Origin of the sequence: Metaclostridioides mangenotii (assembly GCF_017873185.1) — a bacterium.
GTDB lineage: Bacteria > Bacillota > Clostridia > Peptostreptococcales > Peptostreptococcaceae > Metaclostridioides > Metaclostridioides mangenotii.
Genome location: NZ_JAGGJX010000001.1, coordinates 553915 through 567525 on the forward strand (window position 1 = coordinate 553915; position 13611 = coordinate 567525).

Below are 13611 nucleotides of genomic sequence, written 5' to 3' on the forward strand. Positions count from 1 at the left end.
GGAGAGAATATTTTGCCTATAATAGACGTAACTTTAGAGAATTTAGAAAATGAACACATATGTTGTGCTATATCAGAAAAAAAAGGAGAAACATGTGTATCTTCTAAAAAATCATGGATGTCACAAAGATTTAATGACGGACTAGTTTTCAAAAAATTAGATGAGCGTGGAAAAGTTTTAATTGAGTATATTCCAGCTGAAAAAGCTTGGTGTCCTATAGATGCTAATAATTTTATACATATTAACTGTTTTTGGGTTTCAGGAAAATTTAAGGGACAAGGTTATGCTAATGAGCTTCTTAATGAATGTATTTTAGATGCAAAGTCTAAGGGGAAAGATGGCCTTACTGTAATCTCATCAAAGAAAAAAATGCCTTTTTTATCTGATCCTAAGTACCTAAAGTATAAAGGCTTTATTACTGCAGACTACGCTGATCCATACTTCGAGCTTCTTTACCTTCCCTTCAAGGAAGATGTAGATGTACCAAAATTTAAAAAATGGGTTAGTAAATACATAGATAATAAAAATGGATTTGTTTTATACTACGCTAATCAATGTCCACATTCGCATAAATACGCGCCTATTATCAAAGAAATCGCCGATAATAGAAATATAAAATTTGAATTAGTAAAGTTTGAAACTACTGATGAAGCTCAAAGTGCTCCATCACCATTTACAAGTTACAGCTTATTTTACAATGGAGAATTTGTTACAAATGAAATACTTAGCGAAAAGAAATTTAATAAACTTTTAAACGATATTGGTATTTAATATTAGTTAATATTTATTAATATCGCTATTTAATAAAAGGCGATCTTTAAGTAGTAAAGGTCGTCTATTAAAATTTCCAATCGCTTAATCGTTCAATTCTCTATCTTAACCAAATAATTATCTAAAAAAGATGATATCTGTTTTTTTATCAATTCTCTTATCCTTTTTTCATCGTATGGTCTATAATCGAATTTATAAAATAATAGAAAAAGTGGTGCGTAAAACTGTAAAGCCATTATATGCGGATCTGCATCTTTAAGCACACCCTTTTCTTTTAATCCCTTAAACAATTCTACCTCGGTATTCAAAGGACCATCTATAAAAATTCCATTATATATTTTCGATATATGTAAATCTGAATACTGCTGTATCGTAAGCATTTTTCTAAACTTAGATACAACCTCATCGTTTAAATACATATCAAAAATTTCAAAACATAAATCTTCTAATCTCTGAAATGACATATTTGCATACTCTTCTATAGCATAGCTGCCAATAGGAACAGACATTTTTTTGTAAACCGCGTCAACTCTAAGTGTAACTTCTTTTATTATTGCTTTAAATATATCTTTTTTTGTGCTAAAAAATTTATAGACATAATCTTTATTTATACCCATCTCTTCTGCAATGTCACTTATTGCCACACCGTCATATCCACGCACTGAAAATAGTTTTAGTGATTCATCAAGAACAATATCTCGAGTAATTATCTTTTCCATGATGACCTCCTTATTTACATTAAAAATTTTAATTATAACTAAAGCACTAACCTTTCATTTGCTATCATTTGATTTTAAATGACGGCTTTCATAAAAAAATCTCTTACTTTTCAAAAAAAGCTGTATAGCATAATCACTATACAGCTTAAAAAATGAGATATTTACACGACAAGTTTTTTACTTAAAACTGTATTAAACAGTGGAAAACGAGATAGTTCCCCTAAATAATAATTAGATAAATAAAATACTTAATTTATTAATATCCATAACTTTCATTTAGGAAAATTACATGTATTCTTCCTTTTGCTCTCTGCATTTTTATTGTAGTGTACTCGCAACAAATTCTACCTTCACTTGAACAATCTATACATTTACCTGTAACTTCACAAGGAGTTTTAATTCCAAGTCGTTTCGTATTTGCTGGTGCAGCAATATTCTTTACTCTTTCAACCGCTTCTGCTTCGTTTTTAACGATTTTATTTACACCAGCTATAATTATAACCTTGTCTGGTCCGTAAAGCATGGCAGCCACCCTATTTCCATTTCCATCTACATTGTAGAGACCACCGTCTTCAGTTATAGCATTTGTGCTTGTAAAATATGCATCTGACAAAAGAGACTGTCTAAATATATTTTTCATATCATCGCCATTAAGACCGTCAGCATATCTATCTAGTAATTTGTATCTGTCTGTTCTTAAATAGTCTATTATGCCTGTTTCAAAGAGTGTCATAGATCCACCTATACCTACAGTAGCCCCTTGATCCACTAGTTCTTCAATTTTTTGTATAAGTTCTTCTTTTCCTTTGACTAGGTAACCATTCATATTATTTTTTTCTAGTGATTTAATAGTTCTCTCTATTTTTTTTTCGTTTACAAAATTAAGATTTTTGTCCACTTCTATCTCCCCCATATTTTACTATTTATTTTATTCTTTACTATTATACTGGACATTTGTTGCTGGAATTCAGCTTCAGTAAAATTTCTCTATACTATTATATTAACATAATTTATATTTTAAATATGTTAATGCAGAAATTTTTTTGTATACATAAAAAGTATCTATATGATTTAAAACACTAGATATAGTCAATATTTATTTTTTAATTTATCAATCATCTCTTTTATCCTGTTATCAAAATAATCAATTCCTTATCTAGGTTAAATTACAGTTGTTAGAAGTTAAAGGTTTTAGTCATTTTCTTCTATAAAAACTCTAAATCCTTTTCTATTTGTTCCCATTATTTTTCATCAATTTTAAGATACGCACATATAATTATTTACTAAATTAATAGCTTAAATTTGAACTCCAACTTTTAAAGCAGTTAAAACTACTCGTTTTTTACCGCCTTTAACACATGTTACAATAGTAATCTTATCTTCTGGTGTGTTATCTAACACTTCAACTTGAGTTGCTTCAACCTCTTTCTTTCCATCAACTTTATATTCAAATTTTCCATTTAAAGTTTGTATCTCTATTAAATCCCCTGTTTCAATTTCATCAACTCTATTAAAAAACTCTCCGTATGTATACTGTCTATGACCTGCAATTGCAAAATTCCCATTTTCCCAAGGCATTGGTGTCCCTTCAAAATGACCGACTGCACGTCTAAGAGTCTTCATATCAGTCCCTTCTTTTATAATTACTTTCAGATCTATTTTAGAAATGCTTATTATACCTATTCCATCATTGAGATCGACTTTGTCATTGGTTTTTCCTTTTTTCTTTTCCAATAAAACCTCTTCAAATTTATCTATAGATTTATTATTTTCATTATCTGTATCCCATCTTGCATAGAAAGAAAATCCTATTAATCCTATTCCCATTGCTATTATAATAATTCCTATTAGTCTTTTTATATTCATATATAAATTGTTACTGAAAGTATTAAAAATTCTGTTTCAAGCTTTTAATATATCTCCCTTGTAACTTCCTTTCTTTATTTAATAATAATTTATTTCCAAATTATATTATCTAATAACAGTTTCCTAAAACCTTATTTTCCAACGCATCATCGTAAAGGTGTTCGTTAGAGAAATACTTTCCTTTTTTCTGCGTTCGGATTACATATTTATTAATTTTATTTCCTCCATAGATTTTTACAAATTAAGTATACCACATAACCCATATTTCTCAAATCTGTTATATTTTCATATAATTCTATACTGAATTTAATTTTCACAATCTTTTTTCTATTCGTTTATTGCATATAGAAAAACAAGCTGTTATACTTTAACTATAACAAATATGATTTTAAGGGGGTATTATTATATGAAAAAGATAAGTATTTTTGTAATAATAACTTTTATTCTTACTTGGTCAATTGCATTCGGTTTAATGGCTAATGGCGGATATCAAAATCCAAATTCTACTATAATTGTAATGACATGTATGTTTATGCCAGCTATCGGTGTTATAATCACTACACTTATAACAAAGGAAAATTTCAAGGATCTATGGTTAAAGCCTAATTTTAAAAATAATAAAAAATACTATTTTATTGCTTGGATTTTACCAGCAGTACTTATAGCCTTAGGTGCTGTTATTTACTTCCTAGTATTTCCTAATCAATTAGATTTAAATATGACTACTATGATAGAGGCAACTAAATCTCAAATGGCATCTGCTAACCGCCCTATACCAAATGACCAACAGATTAAAATGTCATTAATTAGCCAATTGGTACTGGCAGTATTTATTGCACCCGTTGTAAACTTTATTCCATGTCTAGGTGAAGAATTAGGATGGAGGGGTTTTTTACTTCCCAATCTTTTAGAGAAGTTCTCTGCGCTTAAAGCTACTCTAATCAGTGGTGTAATATGGGGAGTTTGGCATGCGCCTCTTATAGCAATGGGACATAACTATGGACTTGGATATCCGTCTTATCCTTTTGGTGGGATTTTCTCTATGACAGTATTCTGTGTATTTCTGGGCTCTATATTTTCATATGTAACTATAAAGGCTAAAAGCTGTATTCCTGCGGTTATATGTCATGCCATGTTCAATGGTTTTGCTGCATCTGGATTGCTATTTTCATCTATAACTAATCCCAATCCATTTATAGGGCCTTCTCCTGTTGGAATTATCGGTGGAATAGGAATTATAATTGCTGGAATTGTTTGTTTTAGACTGATCAGTAAAAGTGAAGATTCAATATCAACTATGTAATTTATTTCAGTACTAATTAAAATAACCTTATGTTAAAACATAATAGTTTTAACATAAGGTTATTTTTTTATAATAGCGATGTAAATTTTATATTTATTTAATGTTATAAAAAGATTCTATCTGATTTGAAATAGATAACTTTAAATATCTTTAATACTATATCTATTTATAACTAAGCTTTTTTAACTCTAAATAGATATACTCCTAAACCTACCATAGATAATCCGGCAAACAAGATGCCTACGCTTCCTAGAACTCCTCCTGTTTGAGGTAAAGTCGCTGGTTTATTTGTGTTTAGTCCAGTAAGCTTACCAGTGTTATTCGTATTTCCAGAATTGTTATTGTTTCCTCCTGTCTCTGTACCAGGTGGATAAACACCATTTTTATAATTTACTGATTTTACAACAACTAATTCTCCATTTTTAATTTGGAATTCAATCTTTTTACTGTCCAATCTATATCCCTCAGAAGCCTTTGTCTGTACAAATATATATTTTCCTGGTTTTAAATTCTTTATTGTTATCTTTCCATTCCTATCTGTAACTAATCCTTCTTCTAACATATTTTCTTTATAATCTAGCAATTTAAACTCAACACCTGGTATATTGTAATCACTTTTGTAATCTACAGCAACAAGCATAACGCTTCCTGTATTAGGTTTTATCATATCTTCTTTATCATTCTCTTTTATTAAATTTATAGATGCATGCTGACCGCTTTTTATCTCAAAGGAAATTTTCATTGAATCCAACACATAACCATCAGAGGCTTTTGTTTGTACAAAGTTGTATTTGCCAGGTTTTAAATCTTTTATAATTATTATGCCATCACCATTTGTAGTCAATCCTTCTCTAATCATATTTCCAGCTTCATCTAATAGATCAAATATAGCACCATATAATTTATTTTTATCTATAGAATCTACAGTAGTTAGTACAACATCTGCATTTCCAGTTGACTTATCCGATGTTTTGTCACCATTTTTTTCATCAATGTATGAATATGTTTCCTTATTAACAATTTTTATATTATAAGTATCAGGACCTATACCAAAATCAATTTTATAATCTCCTGGTTTGTCTACTACTTTAGGATTAAATATAGTATTAAACGTAAATACACCCTTAATATCATTATTCTTCTCGATATAATTGCTTTGATCAGTAAAATGCACTGTCACTTTTCCATCAGTAGTTACATTAAGTGTACCCAAATCAATACCTTCTGAAGTAAGTATGTTGGAATTAAACTCATTCTCTATCTTTAGCTCATCTGGAATACTAAACGTCTCTTTGAAATCCTTTTCTTTGCTCTTTATAGACCATTTGTACTCTAGTGTCACTGCTTCAGATAATCCCCATACATGATTTTCTATTGAATCACTATGAATTAATTTTGCTGAGTCCAGTATGCTTTTTTTCTCGTCTGCCTTTACAGGATTTATAAATGCTATAATATTGCTAAGTATTAAGCAAATTGTTAGTGAAATAGCTAATAATTTCTTCATTTCATCCCCCTTAAATTTCCAAAATAGTTATATATAGTAAGTATAACATAAATATTCCAAGCTTAAAAAGCTATTCTTTTATATTGAAAACTTTATAATACAAATCTTTAATTCTATTATAGTTTCGCATATAATTCATATAATTCTCTAAATTTTGTATCGAATTTTATTTAAACATTGATAAACTTCTACATATTATGTAAATTTTTTTATTATCTGGCGCTAGTAAATTTAAAAATAAAATAATAAAATTTTTTTGTTAAATAATGATTATCTTCTATATTATATGGTTTTATGTTGTCTTAGCTTATATTTTATTTTCTAATTTTATCTCACTTTATTTCGACTTTGCATCATTCATAACTCTATCAATTAATACTAAGTTTTGATATATTATAATAATATATCAAAACTAAAAAGAGGGTATTTCAAAACTAATTGAAAAATTAATTCTGAAACACTCGCTTTTCCGTGGATTCTATCAATAGTATAGACGAGGTAGATTTTAACTAGTATTGTTTTAGAAATTCTCTTCCCTTTTCAGTAATTATAGTTCCTCCACGACCCGATAAGATTTTCACAAGTTGAAAGTCCTGAAGTTCAATAAGAATACTCCTAATTTGCTGTTCAGTTAAAAATACCTTTTCCTCTATTGCATATTCATATATTTTTCTTCGTCCTATCCTATGTTTAAGATTATAAGCTCGATATATTTTATCCAAAACAAAAATATAATCAGTTAAATCTCTCTTAAATTTAAACTTATCTAGATCTTTTTCATTTAGTAATTTTAAACATTTATTTTTAACTCCTAAAGATTCAAATATATAGTCAGGTAAGTCAGATACTTCAATTAAACTCTTATCTAAATAAGAGCAATATTCAGATATGTTTCTTAATTCTCTTATATTTCCTTCCCAATTATATCTTTTAAATATATCTACAACTTCATCAGAAAGGTTAAAGTGAGCATCTAAGTTTTTCTTAAACGAATCGAATATTAAAAATAGATCTCCGATGCGATCTCTTAAGGGACTTATTTTTAAAGGAAGAACATTTAATCTATAAAATAGATCTTTTCTAAATTTATTTTCACATACTAATTTATTTATATCTCTATTTGTAGCGGCTATGATTCTAATGTCTACATCAATAACTTTATCTGAACCAATCCTTCTAATTTGTTTTTCTTGAATAACTCTAAGTAGACTTGCCTGTAAATTTAAGTCCACCTCTCCAATTTCATCTAAAAATATAGTCCCTTTGTTGGCAAGCTCAAATAGACCTATCTTCCCACCTTTTTTAGCCCCTGTAAAGGCTCCATCATCATATCCGAATAGCTCACTTTGTAAAAGTTCTTCTTGAAAAGTACTACAGTTTACCGCAACAAATGGCCCTTGTTTTCTAGATGATACATTATGTATTGATTGAGCAAAAAGCTCTTTACCTGTTCCACTTTCACCTATTATTAATATAGATGAATTTGATTGTGCCATTTTATAGGCAATTTTTTTACTATTTATTATATCCTCACTATAACCAATTATATCATCAAAACTATATCTACTTACATTACCAGAACTTAAAAGCTGGGTCCTAAGCTTTGCTTGCTTTTTTTCAACCTCATAAAACTTAGCTAGTTTTATTATAAACCCACTAAATCCATTTATATCTGCATATCTAATTTCTAAATTTATATCTATATTATTAACCTTAACAAGTTTTTGTTGGTTTTTTGTCTCCTTTTTTATTTGACTAAAATCAAAAGATTTTATATAGTTACCAATGTATTTTCCAATCATGTCATTATCATTTACACCTAATATTTCTCTAGCTTCATGGGTATAAAACTGAACAATCTTATCTTCACTTATACAAACTAATCCTTCATCGATAGAAGATAGTAAAAATTCAAACTTATTTTCTAATCTAGTTTGACCTACTAAAAGTTTTTCTGTAATATAACTAGTCGGGACGATTTTATCTATAAATTTATTCAGTAAATCTTCTTTAATTAAATGCTCTAGGTCTAACTTAATTGCTATATCAGCTATACAACCTAAGTCTATTATTCTATAGCCAAGATCTATTATTTCACTGTTATAAGATTCGATTAAAATTTCTTCTCCTGGAGTCAAAACTACAGAATTAGGCAAAATATTATCAGATCCAGGATAACTAGGTAAAAGGTTAGGTTTATTAATCCCTAATCTACGTATTATGGTTATAGTTTCAAGTGCCATACTTTTAGATAAATTATATACAAATACAGTCTTATTCTTATCTATATTTGAGATCTTTTTAAAACTAGATTTTTCAAAAGTTAGGCTTGGTATTATGATTTGTGTATCATTTGAACATATCGATGTAATATCATCATACTTTAACTTTACAGAAATAAGTATAACCTTTTCATTAAAAAATTTAACATTCCCCTCTTCAAAGGAGTATAAGTTTATTTTTGTATTGTCACCTAAAAAATACTTTATTTGATTTGCATAAATTTCCCCTGCATCTTTTTTTAATGTTATTATAGCCAGTTCTCTAGTTTCCATAGCAACTCCTTATACTGCAATAATATATAACTTACAATCGATTATAACAATAATTTATTTATAAATCAAAAATTCTCATTTCTAATTCTTTACCTATTTTTAATTTATACCTAATTAAAGATGCTTTTATTCATTCTGACCAAGGCTCTCATTATACAAGTCCAATATTTCAAAAACTACTTAAGAAAAACAACTTAGGCCAGTCTATGTCTAGAAGGGGTAATTGTTGGGATAATGCTCCGCAGGAGTCATTCTTTGGACATATGAAGGATGAAATTGATTGTAAAAACTGTACAACATTAGAAGAACTTAAAATTTTAATTGATGATTATATGGATTATTATAATAATGACCGTTGTCAGTGGAATTTAAGAAAGCTGACTCCTGTACAATACAGGAATCAACTTCTTGGAGTCTCATAGCACCCTTTTTTTTATAGTATACTTGACAAAGGGTCCATTTTATTGAGACATCCCCTTTTTTATTGATTGTATTTATCGAAACATCCATATTTGATTATTTTGCTAAAATTTCATGCAAGTCGAATGTTTTACTTCCATCTTCTTGTATAAAGCATGGGATTCCTATTCCACCTTCAGCCTTTATACTGTTATAGATTTCTAGGCCATCACGAAGAGTTAGGTACTCTTTTAAATCTGGTAAGCTTGATGATAAATCTTTGAAATCAACCTCTATATTCTTGTCTCTTAATTGACATAATGCATATAATGTGTCTGGGCATAAATGGCTTCCTACTACTGTTACTTTCATAATAATATCCTCCTAAAATTTAAAATTTATTCTCTGGTAAGTTCAGAGTTATTAATTATATATAGCAACAGGTATGCCAAATAAATCAAAATAAATGTTTTTATTCATTTTTTTGTTTTTATGAGTAATTCTAGGTTTGTTTTGTTTTATTATGTTTTGAATTATACCACTTAATATTATTTGAATATTTTCTATGGGTTAAACAGTTTTAACATATATCTTTTTTAACCCATTTTACTTTCAGTTAATGTTTGAATATTTTTTTGAAATATTTCAACGATTACATATTCAATCTTAGACTGTAAACTCTCTCATACTTCATCATAAGTTTTATTAATTTCTTAGATATTGGTACAACTCTAGGTTTACTATTTCATTACTATATCTTCCTCAATCAAATAGGAATATAAAGCCCTAATTGAAGAAATATATATATTTTGTGACTTCTGTTTCAACCCTCTTTCTTTATTAAATATAGTAAAAGCTTTTACATCAATAGATTTTACTTCTTCAATTTCAACATCACCCAAATACTCATTAAAGATTTTCAAACTATTTTTATGACTCCTTATAGTTTCTTTACTGGAATTCCGTATTTCTAGCTCCATTAAAAATTCCTCAATCAATTCGTTTAATTGCATAAAAAAATACCTCTTTAAATAAATTAAAAATCAAAAATGTTAGCACACATTTTTTCATCTTAGATTAAATAAAAAGATATTTTTTGTTATACAATATAATTTAGATAGCACTCATCTATCATTTTTTCTTAAATCAATCTACTTCTTAGCATCTCCATACATCTCTTTTAACTGTTTCTGAATATCATCACTATCTAGATACTCATCGAAATCCATAGTTCTGTCCATAAGACCACTTGGGGTAATCTCAATAATTCTAGAAGCTAGAGTAGAAATAAATTGATGGTCATGAGAAGTAAATAGAAGTACTCCAGGAAACTTCTCAAGCCCCTTATTCACTGAAGTTATACTCTCAAGATCCAAGTGGTTAGTTGGATCGTCTAATACTAACACGTTCGCATTAGATAGCATTAACTTAGAAAGCATACATCTTACTTTTTCTCCTCCAGATAATACTTGAGCTTCTTTTAGAGCTTCTTCTCCAGAGAAAAGCATTCTACCTAAGAAACCTCTTATGAAGCTTTCACTCTTCTCCTCAGAGAACTGTCTTAACCAATCTACTAGTGAGTAACTTACACCATCGAAGAATTTATTGTGGTTCTTTGGTAGATAATCTTGAGTAGTTGTAACTCCCCATTTGAAGCTTCCACTATCTGGTTCCAGCTCACCCATAAGTATATTAAGTAAAGCAGTAGTTGATAATTCATCACCTAGGAATACGACTTTATCGTCACTTGCTAATCTAAATGATACATCATCTAATACTTTAACTCCGTCTATTGTCTTTGTTAAATTGTGAACTTCAAGTACTTCGTTACCGATATCTCTGGCTGGAGTAAATCCAACGTATGGATATCTTCTTCTAGAAGGTTGTATATCATCAAGTTCTAATTTATCTAATTGTTTCTTTCTAGATGTAGCTTGCTTTGCTTTAGAAGCATTTGAGCTAAATCTTGCTATGAACTCTTTTAATTGAGCTATCTTTTCTTCAGTCTTTTTGTTTTGATCTTTTGATAGTTGTAATGCTAATTGACTTGATTCGTACCAGAAGTCGTAGTTACCTACGTACATTTGGATTTTACCAAAGTCTACGTCTACTATGTTTGTACATATCTTGTTTAAGAAATGCCTATCATGCGAAACTATGATTACAATTGAATCTTCAAGATCCATTATGAAGTCATTTAACCAGTTGATTGATTTGAAATCCAAGTGGTTAGTCGGCTCATCCATTAGTAGTATTTCTGGTTTACCAAATAGAGATTGAGCTAATAATACCTTAACTTTCTCTCCCCCAGTTAATTCCTTCATTAGTTTATAGTGCATGTCTTTGTTTATCCCAAGACCCATTAGTATTTTTTCTGCATTAGTCTCTGCATCCCATCCATCTAGTTCAGCAAATTCTCCTTCTAATTCCGCAGCTTTTATACCATCTTCTTCACTGAAATCTTCTTTCATGTATAGAGCATCTTTCTCGCTCATTATATTCCAAAGTCTTTCATGACCTCTAATTACCACATTTATAACTGTTTCTTCTTCGTATTCGAAATGATTCTGCTTAAGTACTGACATTCTCTCTTTATCTGTAATAGATACATTACCATTATTTGGTTCTATTTCACCAGATAATATTTTTAAGAACGTAGATTTACCTGCACCATTAGCTCCGATTATCCCGTAACAGTTACCTTTTGTAAATTTTAAATTAACTTCTTTAAATAATTCTTTATCACCAAATCTTAGACCTACATCCGTAACTTGTAACATTAATGATATTTCCTTTCTTCTTTTTATATTTACGCAACATTGTTATCATATAATAAATATAGGATTAAGTCAAGGCGCAAGCCTTAATATCACTATATTTTCGCGAAGTTACATGCAGGGTAAGTACATACCTCACAATTCATACATAACCCACCATGACCGTAAGCTGCTATATCTCTTTTTGTAAGCTTTTCATCTATTAATAGTCTAGGTAAAACAACATCAAATACTGTTATTTTACTGTACATTCCACATCCCGGTATTCCTACTATTGGAACTTCTCCATAGTATGCAAGTAAGAACATCGCACCTGGCAGTATTGGAGAACCATAAGTTACAAGATCGGCCCCAGTATCTTTTATAGCTGTAGGAGTTACGTCATCTGGATCTACACTCATACCACCAGTACAACATACAAGCTCAGCACCTTGATCTATAAAGTCTTTTATTGCTTTTGTTATGACTTCTTTATCATCTGGACAGATTGTTTGTCCGATAACTTCACATCCGAAATCTTTAACTTTTTTATCTATAACTGGACCGAATTTGTCTTTTATTCTCTCGTAAAATACTTCATTCCCTGTAGTAACTATACCAACTTTTTTAGGCTTAAACGGTACCACATTTACTATTTTTCTATCTCCAACAACTTCTTTTACTTCTTTAAGTTTATCTTCGTGTATAAGAAGAGGTATAACTCTAGTTCCAGCAACTTTTAACCCTTTTTTAACCACAAAATTATCGTGAAGAGTAGCCATCATAATCTCATCTACATAGTTTAAATCAAATAAAGCTTCTTTATCTATTTTAAGCAATCCATCACAAGCCGCAAAGAAATCTATCTTTCCTTCTTTTAGCTCAGAAAAATCTAGATTTTCACCAGCTGCTAGTTCCCTTAAAAATACTGCTCCATCGTTTTCGTGAACCATACCCTCTTCTTTTTCCCACACATAAAGGTGATCTTTACCTAGTGATAAAAGTACAGGAATATCCTCTTCACTTACAACATGTCCTTTTTTAAACTTTCTTCCCTTAAATTCTCCAGGAATTATCTGAGTTATATCGTGTAGCAAAACTTGCCCAACTGCATCAACTGTATTAATTAATTTCATCTTTATTTCCTCCCAACCTTTTGTAGTCTTCTATTGTGTCAATATCAAGTAACATCTTTTCAGGTACTTCTACGTATTTTATTTTGGATGATTGAACTATCACTTTTTTACCTTTTTCATCATTTTGTAAATTCATTAGCTCTCCCTTTTTATTACACGGAAAGATGACTGGATTTCCAGTTTTTCCATTGCTTCTCGGTATCACAATATATTCAGGATCATTTTTGAATTCTTCAACTAGCTCTTTTAAATAAAATATATCAAAAAAAGGCTGATCCGCTACAAAAAACATATATCCCTTAGAATTCACAACATTATTTAATCCCAATTTTATGGACTCGCTCTGACCTACTTCAGCATTTTTATTGTATATAATCTTAAAATTATATTTATCACTTAGTTTAAAAATTTCTTCATACTGGCTAACTACGACTACATCGTCAAAATTCATCTCTTTAACTACTCTAAATACATTCTCAGCCAAAATAGAATTGCCGTACCTTAACAGCAATTTATTCTCACCCATCCTTCTAGATAATCCAGAAGCCATAATAATCGCACTTATCATATAATATCATCCTCATAATTCTACATAATTA

The 13611-nt window shown here is 29.4% G+C and carries 12 protein-coding genes and 1 pseudogene; 3 read left to right on the forward strand and 10 right to left on the reverse strand.

Annotation, left to right across the window (positions count from 1 at the left end; translation table 11 throughout):
- Window positions 1-12: 12 nt before the first annotated feature.
- The gene (locus tag J2Z43_RS02705; protein ID WP_209455732.1) at window positions 13-771 is read left to right on the forward strand and encodes a GNAT family N-acetyltransferase; all 759 of its coding nucleotides are present in this window, start codon (window positions 13-15) and stop codon (window positions 769-771) included.
- 92 nt (window positions 772-863) lie between these two features.
- Here the strand turns inward: J2Z43_RS02705 and J2Z43_RS02710 are convergent, their stop codons facing one another.
- From J2Z43_RS02710 to J2Z43_RS02720, 3 genes are all read right to left on the reverse strand, one after another.
- Complete coding sequence (locus J2Z43_RS02710) at window positions 864-1490, reverse strand: TetR/AcrR family transcriptional regulator (RefSeq protein WP_209455733.1); 627 nt, start codon at window positions 1488-1490, stop codon at window positions 864-866.
- Window positions 1491-1746: 256 nt separating this feature from the next.
- Window positions 1747-2388 carry a lactate utilization protein gene (locus J2Z43_RS02715; RefSeq protein ID WP_209455734.1) on the reverse strand — a complete coding sequence of 214 codons (642 nt, stop codon included), beginning with the start codon at window positions 2386-2388 and terminating at the stop codon, window positions 1747-1749.
- Between the two features lie 398 nt (window positions 2389-2786).
- Window positions 2787-3356 (reverse strand): class D sortase, encoded by a 570-nt coding sequence (locus tag J2Z43_RS02720; RefSeq protein WP_209455735.1) that lies wholly within the window; start codon window positions 3354-3356, stop codon window positions 2787-2789.
- A 406-nt stretch (window positions 3357-3762) separates the two neighbouring features.
- Here J2Z43_RS02720 and J2Z43_RS02725 point away from each other — a divergent pair, with 406 nt between their 5' ends.
- The gene (locus tag J2Z43_RS02725) at window positions 3763-4659 is read left to right on the forward strand and encodes a CPBP family intramembrane glutamic endopeptidase (RefSeq protein ID WP_209455736.1); all 897 of its coding nucleotides are present in this window, start codon (window positions 3763-3765) and stop codon (window positions 4657-4659) included.
- A gap of 172 nt (window positions 4660-4831) precedes the next feature.
- Here the strand turns inward: J2Z43_RS02725 and J2Z43_RS02730 are convergent, their stop codons facing one another.
- Both J2Z43_RS02730 and J2Z43_RS02735 read right to left on the reverse strand, forming a co-directional pair.
- Window positions 4832-6166, reverse strand: a complete 1335-nt coding sequence (locus tag J2Z43_RS02730) for a SpaA isopeptide-forming pilin-related protein (RefSeq protein ID WP_209455737.1) — start codon at window positions 6164-6166, stop codon at window positions 4832-4834.
- Window positions 6167-6675: 509 nt separating this feature from the next.
- Window positions 6676-8721 (reverse strand): sigma-54 interaction domain-containing protein, encoded by a 2046-nt coding sequence (locus tag J2Z43_RS02735; RefSeq protein WP_209455738.1) that lies wholly within the window; start codon window positions 8719-8721, stop codon window positions 6676-6678.
- Between the two features lie 110 nt (window positions 8722-8831).
- On the opposite strand from J2Z43_RS02735, the pseudogene J2Z43_RS02740 reads away from it, so the two are divergent.
- Window positions 8832-9143 (forward strand): annotated as a pseudogene (locus J2Z43_RS02740) (IS3 family transposase); the annotation flags it as partial.
- A 94-nt stretch (window positions 9144-9237) separates the two neighbouring features.
- Here J2Z43_RS02740 and J2Z43_RS02745 read toward each other — a convergent pair.
- The 5 genes from J2Z43_RS02745 to mocA form a co-directional block, all read right to left on the reverse strand.
- Window positions 9238-9492: a glutaredoxin gene (locus J2Z43_RS02745; protein WP_209455739.1), complete on the reverse strand. Its 255-nt coding sequence runs from the start codon at window positions 9490-9492 to the stop codon at window positions 9238-9240.
- Window positions 9493-9860: 368 nt separating this feature from the next.
- On the reverse strand, window positions 9861-10133 hold the full coding sequence (locus tag J2Z43_RS02750; RefSeq protein WP_209455740.1) for a site-specific integrase: 273 nt from the start codon (window positions 10131-10133) through the stop codon (window positions 9861-9863).
- Between the two features lie 138 nt (window positions 10134-10271).
- Window positions 10272-11900 carry an ABC-F family ATP-binding cassette domain-containing protein gene (locus tag J2Z43_RS02755; RefSeq protein ID WP_209455741.1) on the reverse strand — a complete coding sequence of 543 codons (1629 nt, stop codon included), beginning with the start codon at window positions 11898-11900 and terminating at the stop codon, window positions 10272-10274.
- A 92-nt stretch (window positions 11901-11992) separates the two neighbouring features.
- The gene (locus J2Z43_RS02760) at window positions 11993-13012 is read right to left on the reverse strand and encodes a molybdopterin-binding protein (RefSeq protein ID WP_209455742.1); all 1020 of its coding nucleotides are present in this window, start codon (window positions 13010-13012) and stop codon (window positions 11993-11995) included.
- Window positions 12999-13580: a molybdenum cofactor cytidylyltransferase gene (mocA, locus tag J2Z43_RS02765; RefSeq protein WP_209455743.1), complete on the reverse strand. Its 582-nt coding sequence runs from the start codon at window positions 13578-13580 to the stop codon at window positions 12999-13001. The genes J2Z43_RS02760 and mocA overlap by 14 nt, the downstream gene beginning before the upstream one ends.
- Between the last annotated feature and the right edge of the window lie 31 nt (window positions 13581-13611).

Bases quoted from the DNA above. Each gene is read 5' to 3' on its own strand.
- J2Z43_RS02730 (WP_209455737.1), bottom strand. From the start codon at position 6,166: ATGAAGAAATTATTAGCTATTTCACTAACAATTTGCTTAATACTTAGC.
- J2Z43_RS02725 (WP_209455736.1), top strand. From the start codon at position 3,763: ATGAAAAAGATAAGTATTTTTGTAATAATAACTTTTATTCTTACTTGG.
- J2Z43_RS02720 (WP_209455735.1), bottom strand. From the start codon at position 3,356: ATGAATATAAAAAGACTAATAGGAATTATTATAATAGCAATGGGAATA.
- mocA (WP_209455743.1), bottom strand. From the start codon at position 13,580: ATGATAAGTGCGATTATTATGGCTTCTGGATTATCTAGAAGGATGGGT.
- J2Z43_RS02735 (WP_209455738.1), bottom strand. From the start codon at position 8,721: ATGGAAACTAGAGAACTGGCTATAATAACATTAAAAAAAGATGCAGGG.
- J2Z43_RS02710 (WP_209455733.1), bottom strand. From the start codon at position 1,490: ATGGAAAAGATAATTACTCGAGATATTGTTCTTGATGAATCACTAAAA.
- J2Z43_RS02755 (WP_209455741.1), bottom strand. From the start codon at position 11,900: ATGTTACAAGTTACGGATGTAGGTCTAAGATTTGGTGATAAAGAATTA.
- J2Z43_RS02750 (WP_209455740.1), bottom strand. From the start codon at position 10,133: ATGCAATTAAACGAATTGATTGAGGAATTTTTAATGGAGCTAGAAATA.
- J2Z43_RS02760 (WP_209455742.1), bottom strand. From the start codon at position 13,012: ATGAAATTAATTAATACAGTTGATGCAGTTGGGCAAGTTTTGCTACAC.
- J2Z43_RS02745 (WP_209455739.1), bottom strand. From the start codon at position 9,492: ATGAAAGTAACAGTAGTAGGAAGCCATTTATGCCCAGACACATTATAT.